The organism is Maritalea myrionectae DSM 19524, assembly GCF_000423365.1.
Classification (GTDB): Bacteria; Pseudomonadota; Alphaproteobacteria; order Rhizobiales; family Devosiaceae; genus Maritalea; species Maritalea myrionectae.
The window spans coordinates 34,527-47,865 of record NZ_AUHV01000003.1; the positions used below are offsets into that span (position 1 = coordinate 34,527).

Genomic DNA, 13,339 nt, shown 5'->3' on the forward strand with positions numbered 1-13,339 from the left:
AAGCTGGATCGCCACATGGCCAACAGCAGTAAAACCATTTCCATTGCGGGCGCTGGCATTGCCGGTTTGACCCTGGCCATTGCGTTGGCCAAATTTGGCTTTCGTGTCGTGGTGGCAGAACGGCAAGACGCGCCCAGTGAATTTGGTGCAGGCTTGCAAATCAGCCCCAATGCCCGCCGCGTGCTCGACACGTTAGGATTGGGCGACGATTTCGCAGCCAACAGCTTTGCACCGGATGCAATTGACATCTACCCGCACAAACGCACATCACCAATCAAGAGCGTCCAACTGGGTGACTTTGCCACCAAACGCTATGATGGCGTGCCTTATGCTGTTGCCCATCGCGCAGATTTGCTTGATTGCCTTTATCGCGCGGCCAAAAAGTTTGCCAATATCGAGATACATTTCGGTGTGGAAGAAATCGACGCGACCCAAGCAAATGGCGGTGTATCGATTCTTCTCAAAGATAGAAACAGCCCCCCCTTTCCGGTGACCGCCCGCGCCCATATCGGTGCTGATGGCGTTCGTTCTGAAACACGGATAAACTTGCTTGGCGGCCCAAAGCCGCAATTCACAGGCTATGTTGCATGGCGCGCCTTGGCAGATATTGACGATGTGGCAAAGCAGCTGCCCATGAACCACACATCCCTATTTTGGGGACCAGACTATCATGTGGTGCTCTATCCATTGCCGCATCAGCGCAAGGTCAACATCGCGCTGTTTTCGCGACATAAACATAAATCCATCGAACGTGGCGCAGAGCTTAAGCTCGAACCCAATCGATTATCGATTAAAGAAAACAGCGTGTTAGCGCCGATTCTGGATTCACTTTATGATCAGTTTACCCCATGGCCACTTTTCGGCGTGACCTGCGAGCATTGGTACAAGGATAACGTGGCGCTTATCGGCGATGCGGCCCACGCCATGCTGCCGTTTCAAGCGCAAGGCGCCGCCATGGGCATGGAAGATGCTGGATTGTTGGCTGTGTTATTGGCGGCGGAGCCGGACAATGCGAAGGCGTTCGCGCAATATCAATCCTTGCGCAAATCGCGTGTGGACAAGGTACAAAAGCAATCAGCGCAAAATGGTAAAATCTTCCATATGCGCCCGCCCAAATCTTGGGCGCGGGATTTGGTGGTTGCACGTCAGTCGCCTGACGCGCAACTCAAACGCATAGATTGGATTTATAAGCACGATCCGTTTGAGGGCCTACTCTAAAGCTGGCCCGAATTTCCCAGCCGAAAAATCTTGAAACGCGTGGTAAATCTCAGACTTGGTGTTCATGACAAAAGGTCCGCCTTTTGCAATCGGCTCGTTCAACGCTTCACCTGTGGCGAGAACAAATCGGCCACCACTGTCACTCACCACGTCGATGGCGTCGCCGGACGTGCTGAGCTCAATCAAGCTCCCCTCGCCGAACAAAGCATTGTCGCCACTGCCATCCTTCATGCTGATCGTGCCTTCAACCACCAGCAAGAAGCCTTGGCGGCCCTCAAGCGGTTCGGCAAGTTGGCCACCGGCTTGCAAACTGACATCCAAAATGAATGGTCGCGTGGCCCGATCTAAAAAGTGCCCCTTGGTGCCCTGGCTGGTTTCACCCGCGATCACGCGCATGTTTGCTTTGTCGCGCTTTTCCACCTCCAGCTTGGAAACATCCAAGTTTGTATATTCGGGCGTATCGCCTTTTTGCGCGGCAGGCAGATTGAGCCAGAACTGCAAGCCCGACAAATCTTCATCACCGTCAACACGCGGCATTTCCGAGTGAATGATGCCGCCAGCTGCTTTCATCCATTGCACGCCGCCCGGGCCCACTTCAGCAACATTGCCGATATTATCGCGGTGTCCCATATTGCCGCTCAGCATCAGCGTGATTGTTTCAAAACCGCGGTGCGGATGCGGGGGAAATCCTGGAATTGGTCCTTTTGGGCTTTCAACCTTGAACCAGTCCAACATCAAAAAGGGATTGATCACATCAATATCGGGTGTACCGATATAGCGATGCACCATTATCCCTTCACCTTCTTGCACATAATGTCCCCGACTCGTTTGCGCGGCATATTTTAGGTTCGACGTCATTTTCGCCTCCATTTACGTTTGAAGTAGAAATAGTCTCATTTTGATTTACAAAAAGCCCCAAACGGGCAATGGATTGTTCACAAAACCATATATAGTTGATAGTTTTCTTGTTCACCGCGGTTTCAAAATTGACTCGCGTCACCTATATGCAGCATGTCTACTGACGCGAAATGCCCGCCTAAAGGAACATCATGACAGCTGCTAAGAATTCAAAGCTGGCGCTTGCCTTTATTCTGATCACTGTGCTCATCGATATCATCGGGCTGGGGATCATTATTCCTGTCTTGCCGCACTTGATCGAAGACCTAACCGGCGGCACCGTTGCTGAAGCTGCGGTTTATGGCGGGTTCCTGCTATTTGTATACGCATTGATGCAGTTTGTTTTCTCACCCATTCTCGGCAATTTGAGCGATCGATTTGGCCGCAGACCCGTCCTTTTGTTTTCGCTGCTTGGCCTTACATTGGATTATATTTTGATGGGATTTGCGCCCACCATTGCTTGGCTGTTCGTCGGGCGGGTGCTCTCAGGCATCATGGGCGCGGCTGTATCAACGGCAACAGCCTATATTGCCGACATCTCCACCCGTGAGAAACGCGCGCAAAACTTTGGCCTCATCGGCGCGGCCTTCGGCGCTGGCTTTATCATCGGCCCCGTCATCGGCGGGCAATTGGGCGAATTCGGCCCCCGTGTTCCTTTCTTTGCCGCAGCAGCCTTAGCTTTTGTCAATCTGGTCTATGGCTATTTCGTGCTGCCCGAAAGCCTGACCATGCGCAAGCGTCGCCGCTTTGAGATCAAGCGCGCCAACCCGCTGGGCACGCTGATGTCCCTACGCAAATATCCTTATGTGCTGTCTTTTATTGCAGTGCTGTTTTTCTTCTCACTCGCCGCCCAGACTTATCCCAGCATCTGGAACTTTTTCACCATCGAGCGGTTTGAATGGTCACCGTCGCAAGTGGGCTATTCGCTTGGCGCATTCGGCGTCATGTTTGCCATCGTGCAGGCAGCAGTTATCCGGCCATCCATGCGGTATTTAGGCGAAGTCAAAACGGTTCTTGTGGGCATGAGCTTCGCGGTATTCGCCTTTTTCGGCATGGCCTTTATCGACACGCCGATGGGGCTTTATTTCTTCCTCGCCATGGGCGCAATGGGCGGGCTTGTGGTCCCCGGCCTCACTGGTCTGATGGCCAACCGCGTTGACGACAATGCGCAAGGCGAATTGCAAGGCGGCATAAACGCGATCAACTCCATCACGTCCATTATTGGCCCCTTGGCGGCGACGCAGCTCTTCTCATACTTCACCACATCGCCCAAGGCGTTCACTTATTTCCCCGGCGTGCCCTTCTTTGCAGCGGGCATTGCTGTGACCTTCGGCGCCATTTGGTTTACCTACACAGCAATCAAGGCCGGCCTTCTGTTCCGGCGAAAGCAGCTATTTGGCCAACAAACGACCACCAAAGAGCCTGACGAATAACGCTATTGCGTCGCGCTCCAAATGTCGTAGATCGCGTTGGTGACCATTAAGTCCAAATGCGCCCCGCCACCATTTTTGAACAATGTGATGTCACTTGCATCAGTGCGCATAACGCAATCTGGCTGCACCATATCGTAATAGTCCGCCAGCACGTCTTTTTCGCTGATCACGCCCCGCGCAATTGGGTCTTTCAACTCGCCAATGTGATCGATGGTGGTTTCGCGCGAATCGACAAAGATTTTGGCCTTTTGCAGCAGTGCATCGTCCGCTTCTCGCATGCCGTCCTTGAAGGCGCCGATCAAGTCGAAGTGGGTGCCGCTCTGCGCCCACGCACCCTGAATAAAGGGCTCTCGCGCCATCGTCGCGCTGGTCACAATATCCGCATCCCCTACCGCTGCCGCCAAATCCTCAACGGCTTCACAGCCCTTTTTCGCCGCCAAATCTTGCGCGTTCGCATGGGTGCGGCTCCAAATCTGGATTTGGCTCAGATCTGGAAAAACATCACGATAGGCATCCACCAAAGATTCAGCCACCACGCCAGAACCGACAACAAGTAGTTTGCGCGAATCCGGACGCGCCAAAAGGCGGGCGCCTAACACGGAATCGGCTGCCGTTTTCCACTTGGTCACAAGCTGCCCGTCGACGAGTGCTTTCACCTGCCCGCTTTCATCATCGAACAGGATAACGACGCCGTGGATGGTGGGGATGGCTGGCTCACGTTGCGCGTTCTTCGGATAAACCGTCACCGCTTTCATCGCCAAGCCTAGATCATCGATCCACGCGGCACGATTGAGCATGGTTGATTGATCTTCTTCCCGGTTGAGGAACAGATCGCCCAAGCGTGCTTTGCTTCGCTTATGCCCGTCAAAGATTGCATCTGCGACTTTCGACCAACTCAGCTTGTCTTCAATTTCAGCGCGTCCGATAAATGGAATGCTCATATCGATCCCCTTTTTTTTGCGCCATAGTGCAAAAATTCGCCCCTAATTTCAAAGCGGATGCGACAAAAATCGACCATTTGCCCGACATTGTCGTATAAATTCCATGAAAGAGTGGCTAGAACCGACGAGGCACGGGAGTGATATATGAAAATTGCGGTTGTTGGCGTTGGTTATGTGGGCTTGGTGTCTGGCGTTTGTTTGGCAGAGGTCGGCCATGAAGTAATTTGTGTCGACCTTGATGCAGCCAAGATTGAGCAACTCAATCAAAACAATGTGCCCATCTACGAGCCGGGCCTCAGCGCCATGGTGGCGGCCAATCGTGAGGCAGGCAATTTGCACTTCACCACAAATCTTGCTCAAGCGCTCTTAGGTGCCGACGCAGCCTTTATCGCCGTGGGCACCCCTTCGCGCGAAGGCGACGGCCATGCCGATTTAAGCTATGTTTATGCCGCGGCCCAAAATATCGCGGAACACGCCAGCGGCCCTTTGGTGATCATCAACAAATCCACAGTACCTGTGGGCACTGGCGATAAGGTTCAGGAAATCGCCGAGACGTCTCGGCCCGACATGGACTTCCACATCGTTTCCAACCCGGAATTTTTGCGCGAAGGCGCCGCCATCAAAGACTTCATGGAACCCGACCGCATCGTTATTGGTGTCGAAAGCGATCAAGCCAAATCAATTATGGCCGAGATTTACGCGCCCTTTGAGCAAAAGGGATTTCCCACCCTTTATGTCAATCGCCGCACCAGTGAACTGACCAAATATGCCGCCAACTCATTCTTGGCGCTCAAACTCGCTTATATCAATGAGGTGGCCGAACTGTGCGAAGTGGTCGGCGCGGATATTAAGGGTGTCTCCACAGGCATCGGCCTTGATCCGCGCATTGGCGAAAAGTTCCTCAATGCCGGCCCCGGCTATGGCGGATCATGTTTTCCAAAGGACACCTTGGCCCTTGTTCGCACCGCACAAGACCATGATCGCCCTTTGCGTCTGATCGAGATGATCGTCTCGATCAATGAATATCGCAAACGCGCCATGTCCCGCAAAATTGCGCAAATGTGCGAAGATGAAGTCAACGGGAAAACCATCGCCATTCTGGGCCTGACCTTTAAGCCCAACACAGACGATATGCGCGAAGCGCCCGCCATTTCAATCATTCAAGGGCTGCAAGATATGGGCGCAAATATCCGCGCTTACGATCCCAAAGGCATGGACAATGCCAAACACCATTTGAGCAATATAACCTATTGCGACAGTGCCCTATCCTGCGTCGAAAACACCGACGCTGTGGTCATCGTGACCGAATGGGACGAATTCCGCGACTTGCCCTTTGCCGAGATCAAAAAGAAAATGCGCAAACCCGTTCTGGTGGATTTGCGCAATCTTTATGACGGGCCGACCCTCAAGGCACACGGCTTTGACTACCAATGTGTGGGTCGACCGCTAGAAACAGTGATCAACGGCGCTTAGCTCCGCCCAAATTCGTCCTCAAGCCGAATGATGTCGTCTTCGCCGAAATAAGAACCGGTTTGCACTTCAATCAACTCAAGCATGATCTTGCCCGGATTGGCCAGGCGGTGCACCTCGCCTTGTGGGATGTAGACGGATTGGTTTTCACCCAAAAGCTCCACCTTATCGCCCACCGTGACTTCCGCTGTACCGGTCACCACAACCCAATGCTCAGATCTATGATGGTGTTTTTGCAAACTCAATTGCTTGCCCGGTTTGACAAACAAGCGCTTCACCTGAAACCGCTCGCCCAGCACCAGCGAAGAATAGCCGCCCCAGGGGCGATAGCTGGTTTTGTGGGTCTCAGTAAGCGCCATGGTCTCATCACTGCTTTTGAGCCGTTTAACGATATCTCCCACCCGCTGCGTCGCATTCAGATCACCGACAAACACAGCGTCTTCACTCACGACAACAGCGATATTCTTCAACCCATGGACCGCGACATGTGCGGAATCCGAATAAACAAGGCTGTCTTCCGTTTCTGAAAGCGTCACCTGCCCCCGCGCCACATTGCCGCCGGCATCCATGTCGCCGACCTTCCAAACCGCGTCCCAACTTCCAAGGTCTGACCAGGAAAACGCACTCGGCACAACGGCCGCACGATCAGTTTTCTCAAAGATGGCATAGTCGACAGAAATGTCGGGCGCTTGTTCAAAGCTCTGCTTGTCGAGGCGCACAAAATCCAAATCGGCTGTCGCCTTGGCAACGGCGTCGCCAACAGCAGCGCTGGTTTCCGGCGCCAACCGCTCGCATTCAGCAATGAATACGTCGCGTGGCATCATAAAGGTGCCGGAATTCCAATAATACCCGCCCGCATCCAGCATCTCCTGCGCCCGCTCAAGCTGCGGCTTCTCAACAAACTCAGCCACCCGATGTCCGCCAGATTCCAGTTTTTCACCCTGCTTGATATAGCCATATCCAGTTGCAGGTTCGGTCGGCGCAATACCAAAAGTCACCAGCTCCCCCGCCTCTGCACACGCCGTCGCTTGCACCACGGCATCGGTGTATCCGGCATCGGCGGTCACCTTATGATCAGACGCCAGCACGTAAAGCACCTGATCATCATCAGTTTTATCTTTAAGGTAGAGGGCCGCCGCCAAAATCGCAGCCGTTGTGTTGCGCGCCGCTGGCTCCAGCAAAATCGCGCCAAGCTCAACGCCCACTTCCTGCGCTTGTTCTGCCACAAGAAACCGATATTCTTCATTTGTCACGATCACTGGCGCAGCAAACTGGTCAGAATCAGCCACCCGCTGCAATGTCTCTTGAAACAGGCTATCCCGCCCCGCCAGCGCCAAAAATTGCTTGGGCCGAGACGACCGCGAAATCGGCCATAACCGCGTCCCACGTCCACCAGCCATAATCACTGGAACAATTTTTGAAAGCTGATCAACCATAAGGATTTTTCCGTTGGTGCGGTTAGACATTGTCGAATAAAGTCAAGACACTATACCGAAGCCCGCGGGTGATCAATCGCCACGCCAACCCATTTCCTCCACGGCGGCGATTCCTATTTGCAATGTGATTTTTTTTCGACTATGAAAATGCCACTCTCGGGGTCACCCGACATTGCGGACGTGGTGAAATTGGTAAACACAAGGGACTTAAAATCCCTCGCCCTAACCGGCTTACGGGTTCAAGTCCCGTCGTCCGCACCAAAGCTTTTCTATTATTCTTTATTTTATTTCGGCACATTAAATGACCAACGCACCTTCGCATTCGAAAAACAAATCGCAAGTCATTGAAGCAAGTGTCGAAGGCCTCATCACGATGCAAAGCCTGATGGCATTGCGCGATACGCTGGCCAAAAAAATAGCTGCGCATCCGACCAAGCACGAAATCACGCTCATATTGGATACAGATCAACATGAATTTGAAAGCGCCACGCTTTTAGGTGTGATGCGACAAATGCTTGGCGAATTTGCAGGCGAAGACAAACCGATTTCCCGCATCGCTTTCGTTACCCTCGCACAATTTGTGCGCCCGGCTGAGAATGGCGGCAAAGTGGCCTTTTTCGAAGAAATTGAGCATGCGCGGCTTTGGGCTAAACAATAGTTTGTCCCCACCAAGGTGGCGTTGATCCAACAGGTTATAAATTAGGTGCGCCGTCCAAATCGCGGCTCTATTTCCCAACCTGTCTTAGATCAACCTGATCAAAGCCCCGCCCAATAGGCATAAAAAGTTGATTCAACAATCTTGCCAGCTTTGCGTCTTCTGTTCTCGTTCAGGGACGTATGGCGACCGTTCAAAAAGTACGAATTTTTGACTTCAGGTAAATGATCGTTTGAAAAGCTATAAAGGCCATCTTCATTCCGAAACTCATCAAAATGATCGCGCACCTTCGTGCGCCAAGCACGGATGTTCGGATTCTCGAATGTTGAGAAAAGCGGCATCCTGAACACGAGCCCTTTTTTAAAATAATCAACGGAGAGCGTATCGTTGAAAAGTGGCATATGGGCGCTCCATCCCATAAAGTGGAACTTGTTCTGCCCATATTTCACAAGCCCATAGCCATAATCGAAATCCTGATATTGCGGATCCGCGACATAATCCACAATCACCTTGATTTTCCTCTGATAGGCGTCTGGCAGCTTGTGATGGGTATGCGCGAAAATAAAGATGTCATGGACAAGCGGAAGCGCAAAGGCCCCATCTTCATATAAAGCCGGATTAATCAGCTGCTTGGAACGGTAGGCTTTCGGAATAGAGAACCCATCAGGTTCTACATAAATATCGAATTTCAAAGGCGAATTGACGACAAATTCAAAAAGCGCGTCAATCCGATCCAACACCACCTTGCGGGCGGTCTTATCTGCATCTCCACCGATAAAAAGATAACCAGCCACAAGATAGCGCGCTAAAGTGCCATAAACACTCGTGTCATTGTCATCAGCGACAAAGTCGAGATAAATCTTCCGCAAATCAGATGAGAGAATATCTTTGGTGGACAACCCAAAGGACAGGAGCCGACCGAAACTGTTCTCAAAGCACGCGTCACTGCTCCCCAGGATCGATGTCATATCAGCGGTGCTGGGAATTTTGTTCTTCCAATAAGCAACTTCCGGGAGATTTAGAAGCTCAGCATAGTTTTGCTTAAACGCGCTGCTACCCTCATCTCCCTGCTGCTTGAACAACAAGTTCTTGATGGTGACACCACAATTGCTTTCCAGGAAGGCAAGCTGTTGCGCGCGCTCTAATTTCCTATCTGTGTGCTCGTCATTTTTTGACATCTCTCTTTCCAGCCTTTGCTATGATCAATGCCCGTTCCCGCGCAACCGTTAACTGCATCAAAAACAGTATAAGTGCGACAGTCAACAAGGACATGGCAGCAACAAAGCTAAACGAGATGAAGCCGGTCAGGTCTGGCTCCACATGGTCACCGAGGAAAATCAAAATTACAACAAGACACACCAAAATGGCGGTCATGACACTAAGGCGGCTCGACCAAATGATATAATGTATGCGCCGCACATCACGTGCACTGCCCGCAGCCGAACCCTCGTCCAGAGTAAGTTGATCAACCGCCCGCGAAAGATGGGCACCCAGCACGTTCAAAAAGCCAGCAATCGCCGTCAACAAAAATACAGGCGCGATCGAAAGCTGTATCTCCTCGGCGATCGTGGATGTTAAAATGATTGTATCCATGAGCCTGCTGGCCTTATTTGATCAAAAAGGGTTTAGTCGCCCACTCCATCGCGGATCGGCGGTGCATAAGACACATCCATATCCCAAGGGAAATAGATCCACGTATCTTGCGACACTTCGGTCACAAAGCTGTTGACCAAATCCCGCGCCAAAGGCTTGGCATAAACGGTAGAGAAATGCGCATTGGGCAACATGGCCTGCACGGCGCGGCCAGTTTTGCCTGTGTCCACCAAATCATCAATGATCAACACGCGACCATTTTTGTCGAGATCGACGATTTCCTGGCAGATCGGTTTCACAACTTCCAATTCGCCCTGATCTTTATAGTCATATGATTTGACTGAAACGCTTTCGATCACCCGAATACCAAGCTCACGTGCGATGATCGCCGCGGGCACTAGGCCACCACGGGTAATGCACACGATGGCATCAAACGGTTCTTCATTCATCAAGCGCCAAGCCAGAGCGCGGCTATCGCGGTGGAATTGATCCCAAGAAACCGGGAATGATTTATTCTGCGGTGCGGTCATATTGTGGGTCCCTGTCCCTTTTTTGCTTTTTCAAACAGATCGTCCACAATCGCCTGGGCTTCGTGGCGCACCTGCTCCAATATTTTTTCATCGCTCGAGCGCATCACAATTTGGGTCATATATTCTTTTGACCCCAATTGTGGGTAAGAGCCGATTTTTACCGTTTGGTATGAAGATTGCAATGCCGCAAGTGGCTCTGAAAGCACACCTTCCCCAACTTGTGAGTTCACAGACACGGAATATTGCCGCACACCGGTTTGCAATGTGGGCGCAATGCTCTCCAACATCGCCTGCAAAATCTTCGGCACCCCTGCCATAACAAACACATTTTCAATGTTGATGCCCGGTGCGCCCGACACAGGATTATCGATCAGTTCGCCACCCTCGGGAATCCGTGCCATGCGCAAACGTCCCGGTGTCATCTCATAATCAACAAACCGCGCCTGCATCGCATCAATGGCCCGCTGATCTACCTTCAGTTCAACGCCAAAGGCTTTCGCCACCGCATCGGCCGTGATGTCGTCATGGGTGGGGCCAATACCACCGCTGGTGAATACATAGTCATATTTGGCGCGCAGCGCATTCAGCGCCTCAACAATTTCATCGATCTCATCGGCCACAATGCGTGCCTCGCTCAGATCAATGCTGAGATCGGCACAAAAATCGGCAATCGTGCCAATGTTCTTGTCTTTGGTGCGACCGGATAGGATTTCATCGCCCACCACCAGCATGCCAGCAGTGACGGTTTTTGCTTGAGCTTGTTTTGTCATCATCTCTTTGAAATAAAGGATCGAACTTGAATTGCAATCATTTTAACGTTGGATCGACCGCTTTGGATTTCCCTTCTCCCCTTTTGCAGGGCACGCTCATCAAACGCTACAAGCGGTTTTTGGCCGATATTCGGCTGGACAATGGCGAGATCATCACCGCCCATTGTGCCAACCCCGGCGCCATGCTGGGATTGAAAGAACCCGGGTTACCGGTCTGGTTGTCAAAATCGGACAACCCAAAGCGCAAGCTGAAATATTCGTGGGAGTTGACCAAAGTCGACGGCCATCTCGTGGGCATTAACACGGCCCTACCCAACCGCATTGTTGCCGAAGCGCTGCACAGCAAACAGATCAAAGAGCTGGCCGCTTATGACGAGATCCGCCCGGAAGTGAAATATGGGGAGAAATCCCGGATTGACTTCTTGCTGACGGGTGATGGCCTGCCGGATTGCTATGTGGAAGTGAAAAACGTTCACCTCCTCCGCGAGGGCAGCTTGGCCGAGTTTCCTGACAGTAAAACGGCGCGCGGCGCGAAACATTTGATGGAGCTTGGCAATATGGTGGCGCAAGGTCACCGCGCGGTGAACCTTTATCTCGTCCAGCGCACCGATTGCACCCAATTCAGCTTCGCAAGCGATTTAGACCCGGCATATGCCAAAGGCGCCGAAACTGCCTTGAATGCGGGCGTGGAATTTCTATGTTATGATTGTACAATTAATCAGACGAAAATTTGCCTCAACCATCCTCTTCCAATTTTGCCAGTGAAGCGGTAGGTTCGTCAAAAATTCCAATATTAAGAGCAACACATGGTCACCTACGCTGCAGCAAAACCCGATCCAAAACGCACCCCCGGCATCATTCCGTTGCACGGAGAAGATGGCTTTGAAGGAATGCGCAAAGCAGGTGCTTTGGCCGCGCAAGCGCTGGATATGCTCTATGAATTTGCGCAACCCGGTGTGACAACAGCTGAGCTGGACCGCCGCGCCCTCGAATTCGCGTTGGACAACAATGCAGTGCCAGCCACGTTAAACTATCGCGGCTACCGCCATTCAATTTGCACCAGCATCAACCATGTGGTTTGCCATGGCATTCCAAACGAAAAACCACTGAAGAACGGCGATATCGTCAATATCGATATTACGCTGATCGTTGATGGCTGGCACGGCGACACCTCGCGCATGTTCCCGATTGGCGACATTTCGCGCAAGGCCGAGCGACTGATCGAAGTAACCTATGAAAGCCTGGATCGTGCGCTTGCCATCGCCAAACCCGGCAACACCACTGGTGACATTGGCCACGCCATCCAAAGTTTTGCCGAAGCCGAACGCTGCGGCGTTGTACGTGATTTTGTTGGCCACGGCCTTGGTCGCCTTTTCCATGACGAGCCCAACATTTTGCACTTTGGCGATCCCGGCACTGGCCCCGAACTGAAAGCGGGCATGATTTTCACCATCGAGCCCATGATCAATTTGGGTCGCCCCGACGTGAAAGTGCTGGGCGATGGCTGGACAGCGGTCACCCGTGACCGCACCCTTTCGGCCCAATGCGAACATTCCATTGGCATCACCGAGCATGGATGCGAAATCTTCACGCAATCACCCAATGGCCTGTTCAATCCCCTTGAAGCGCGGCGGTAGATGAGCGACGCGGACGAGTCTCAAGCCGATAAACCAGCGCCGGGCAAAAAGCCCAAGCTGCATTATCACGGCCATCGCGACCGTTTGCGCCAACGCTTTGAAAAAGACCTGGGCTCCTCTTTTGAGGATTATGAATTGCTGGAGCTGTTGCTCTTCCGCATTTTGCCCCGTCGTGACACCAAGCCCATCGCCAAACAATTGATTGACCGTTTCGGCAGCTTCTCGCAAGCGCTTTCGGCCCCGGTGAAATTGTTGTGTGAAGTCGACGGCATCGGCCCCACGGCTGCCATGGAAATCAAAATCATGCATGCCGCCGCCAAGCGCTACGCCAAGGACACGCTGCCGGAACGGCCAATCCTCAATTCATGGGACGCGCTGATCGACTATTGCAAATCGGAGATGGCCTTTGAGGATAAAGAGCAGTTCCGGCTGCTCTTTTTGGACAAGCGCAACAAACTCATCGCCGATGAAGTGCAGCAGATCGGCACCGTGGACCACACCCCAGTTTATCCGCGCGAAGTGATCAAACGCTGCCTGGAACTGTCAGCCACCGCGATGATTTTGGTGCATAATCACCCCTCTGGCGATCCAACACCGTCCAACGCCGACATTCAAATGACCCGCGCCATCGCCGACATCGCCAAGCCCCTCGGCATCACCTTGCACGACCACATCATCATCGCCAAAGATGGCCACGCCTCCCTGCGGGCGCTGAAGCTGTTCTAGGCCGCGCCGACGCCAAGGCTCAACGCGAAATGG

General features: G+C 52.5%; 14 protein-coding genes and 1 tRNA gene. 8 read left to right on the forward strand and 7 right to left on the reverse strand.

The window, feature by feature from the left end; all coding sequences use genetic code 11:
- The first annotated feature begins 15 nt into the window (after window positions 1–15).
- Entirely contained in the window at window positions 16–1,218 is a 1,203-nt protein-coding gene (locus tag G549_RS19220; protein WP_051213493.1) for an FAD-dependent monooxygenase, read from the forward strand.
- Here G549_RS19220 and G549_RS19225 read toward each other — a convergent pair.
- The gene (locus G549_RS19225) at window positions 1,210–2,076 is read right to left on the reverse strand and encodes a pirin family protein (protein ID WP_036221954.1); all 867 of its coding nucleotides are present in this window, start codon (window positions 2,074–2,076) and stop codon (window positions 1,210–1,212) included. The two genes, G549_RS19220 and G549_RS19225, sit on opposite strands and share 9 nt — an antisense overlap.
- Window positions 2,077–2,267: 191 nt before the next feature.
- Here G549_RS19225 and G549_RS19230 point away from each other — a divergent pair, with 191 nt between their 5' ends.
- The gene (locus G549_RS19230; RefSeq protein WP_084634033.1) at window positions 2,268–3,548 is read left to right on the forward strand and encodes a TCR/Tet family MFS transporter; all 1,281 of its coding nucleotides are present in this window, start codon (window positions 2,268–2,270) and stop codon (window positions 3,546–3,548) included.
- A gap of 2 nt (window positions 3,549–3,550) precedes the next feature.
- On the opposite strand, the gene G549_RS0106075 is transcribed toward G549_RS19230, so the two are convergent.
- Window positions 3,551–4,489 carry an ornithine cyclodeaminase family protein gene (locus G549_RS0106075; protein WP_027834280.1) on the reverse strand — a complete coding sequence of 313 codons (939 nt, stop codon included), beginning with the start codon at window positions 4,487–4,489 and terminating at the stop codon, window positions 3,551–3,553.
- A 144-nt stretch (window positions 4,490–4,633) separates the two neighbouring features.
- Between G549_RS0106075 and G549_RS0106080 the strand changes: the two genes are divergently transcribed.
- The gene (locus tag G549_RS0106080; protein ID WP_027834281.1) at window positions 4,634–5,962 is read left to right on the forward strand and encodes a UDP-glucose dehydrogenase family protein; all 1,329 of its coding nucleotides are present in this window, start codon (window positions 4,634–4,636) and stop codon (window positions 5,960–5,962) included.
- Here G549_RS0106080 and G549_RS0106085 read toward each other — a convergent pair.
- Window positions 5,959–7,425, reverse strand: coding sequence for a mannose-1-phosphate guanylyltransferase/mannose-6-phosphate isomerase (locus G549_RS0106085; RefSeq protein ID WP_084634034.1), 1,467 nt, complete (start codon window positions 7,423–7,425; stop codon window positions 5,959–5,961). The genes G549_RS0106080 and G549_RS0106085 overlap by 4 nt on opposite strands.
- A 144-nt stretch (window positions 7,426–7,569) precedes the next feature.
- Between G549_RS0106085 and G549_RS0106090 the strand changes: the two genes are divergently transcribed.
- Together G549_RS0106090 and G549_RS0106095 are read left to right on the forward strand one after the other, a co-directional pair.
- Window positions 7,570–7,656: transfer RNA gene (locus G549_RS0106090), tRNA-Leu, on the forward strand.
- Between the two features lie 40 nt (window positions 7,657–7,696).
- The gene (locus G549_RS0106095) at window positions 7,697–8,053 is read left to right on the forward strand and encodes a hypothetical protein (RefSeq protein ID WP_027834283.1); all 357 of its coding nucleotides are present in this window, start codon (window positions 7,697–7,699) and stop codon (window positions 8,051–8,053) included.
- Window positions 8,054–8,151: 98 nt separating this feature from the next.
- On the opposite strand, the gene G549_RS0106100 is transcribed toward G549_RS0106095, so the two are convergent.
- From G549_RS0106100 to G549_RS0106115, 4 genes are read right to left on the reverse strand one after another with little or no spacing between them, the layout of a single operon-like run.
- The gene (locus tag G549_RS0106100) at window positions 8,152–9,228 is read right to left on the reverse strand and encodes a hypothetical protein (RefSeq protein ID WP_027834284.1); all 1,077 of its coding nucleotides are present in this window, start codon (window positions 9,226–9,228) and stop codon (window positions 8,152–8,154) included.
- Window positions 9,215–9,643: a DUF2721 domain-containing protein gene (locus tag G549_RS0106105; RefSeq protein ID WP_027834285.1), complete on the reverse strand. Its 429-nt coding sequence runs from the start codon at window positions 9,641–9,643 to the stop codon at window positions 9,215–9,217. Before G549_RS0106105 ends, G549_RS0106100 begins: the two co-directional genes overlap by 14 nt.
- Before the next feature lie 32 nt (window positions 9,644–9,675).
- Window positions 9,676–10,173: a xanthine phosphoribosyltransferase gene (gpt, locus tag G549_RS0106110; protein WP_027834286.1), complete on the reverse strand. Its 498-nt coding sequence runs from the start codon at window positions 10,171–10,173 to the stop codon at window positions 9,676–9,678.
- Window positions 10,170–10,943 (reverse strand): competence/damage-inducible protein A, encoded by a 774-nt coding sequence (locus G549_RS0106115; protein ID WP_027834287.1) that lies wholly within the window; start codon window positions 10,941–10,943, stop codon window positions 10,170–10,172. Before G549_RS0106115 ends, gpt begins: the two co-directional genes overlap by 4 nt.
- A 62-nt stretch (window positions 10,944–11,005) precedes the next feature.
- Between G549_RS0106115 and sfsA the strand changes: the two genes are divergently transcribed.
- The 3 genes from sfsA to radC are packed head-to-tail and all read left to right on the forward strand — an operon-like array spanning window position 11,006 to window position 13,306.
- A complete protein-coding gene (gene sfsA, locus G549_RS19235) occupies window positions 11,006–11,716 on the forward strand; it encodes a DNA/RNA nuclease SfsA (protein ID WP_036221589.1) in 711 nt (236 codons plus the stop codon).
- A 33-nt stretch (window positions 11,717–11,749) separates the two neighbouring features.
- Window positions 11,750–12,580 carry a type I methionyl aminopeptidase gene (gene map, locus G549_RS0106125; RefSeq protein WP_027834288.1) on the forward strand — a complete coding sequence of 277 codons (831 nt, stop codon included), beginning with the start codon at window positions 11,750–11,752 and terminating at the stop codon, window positions 12,578–12,580.
- Window positions 12,581–13,306 carry a RadC family protein gene (gene radC / locus G549_RS0106130; RefSeq protein WP_027834289.1) on the forward strand — a complete coding sequence of 242 codons (726 nt, stop codon included), beginning with the start codon at window positions 12,581–12,583 and terminating at the stop codon, window positions 13,304–13,306.
- The last annotated feature ends 33 nt before the right edge of the window (window positions 13,307–13,339 follow it).

Bases quoted from the DNA above. Each gene is read 5' to 3' on its own strand.
- G549_RS19225 (WP_036221954.1), bottom strand. From the start codon at position 2,076: ATGACGTCGAACCTAAAATATGCCGCGCAAACGAGTCGGGGACATTAT.
- G549_RS0106105 (WP_027834285.1), bottom strand. From the start codon at position 9,643: ATGGATACAATCATTTTAACATCCACGATCGCCGAGGAGATACAGCTT.
- G549_RS0106075 (WP_027834280.1), bottom strand. From the start codon at position 4,489: ATGAGCATTCCATTTATCGGACGCGCTGAAATTGAAGACAAGCTGAGT.
- G549_RS0106080 (WP_027834281.1), top strand. From the start codon at position 4,634: ATGAAAATTGCGGTTGTTGGCGTTGGTTATGTGGGCTTGGTGTCTGGC.
- radC (WP_027834289.1), top strand. From the start codon at position 12,581: ATGAGCGACGCGGACGAGTCTCAAGCCGATAAACCAGCGCCGGGCAAA.
- G549_RS19230 (WP_084634033.1), top strand. From the start codon at position 2,268: ATGACAGCTGCTAAGAATTCAAAGCTGGCGCTTGCCTTTATTCTGATC.
- gpt (WP_027834286.1), bottom strand. From the start codon at position 10,173: ATGACCGCACCGCAGAATAAATCATTCCCGGTTTCTTGGGATCAATTC.
- map (WP_027834288.1), top strand. From the start codon at position 11,750: ATGGTCACCTACGCTGCAGCAAAACCCGATCCAAAACGCACCCCCGGC.
- G549_RS0106100 (WP_027834284.1), bottom strand. From the start codon at position 9,228: ATGTCAAAAAATGACGAGCACACAGATAGGAAATTAGAGCGCGCGCAA.
- G549_RS19220 (WP_051213493.1), top strand. From the start codon at position 16: ATGGCCAACAGCAGTAAAACCATTTCCATTGCGGGCGCTGGCATTGCC.
- G549_RS0106095 (WP_027834283.1), top strand. From the start codon at position 7,697: ATGACCAACGCACCTTCGCATTCGAAAAACAAATCGCAAGTCATTGAA.
- G549_RS0106115 (WP_027834287.1), bottom strand. From the start codon at position 10,943: ATGACAAAACAAGCTCAAGCAAAAACCGTCACTGCTGGCATGCTGGTG.
- G549_RS0106085 (WP_084634034.1), bottom strand. From the start codon at position 7,425: ATGTCTAACCGCACCAACGGAAAAATCCTTATGGTTGATCAGCTTTCA.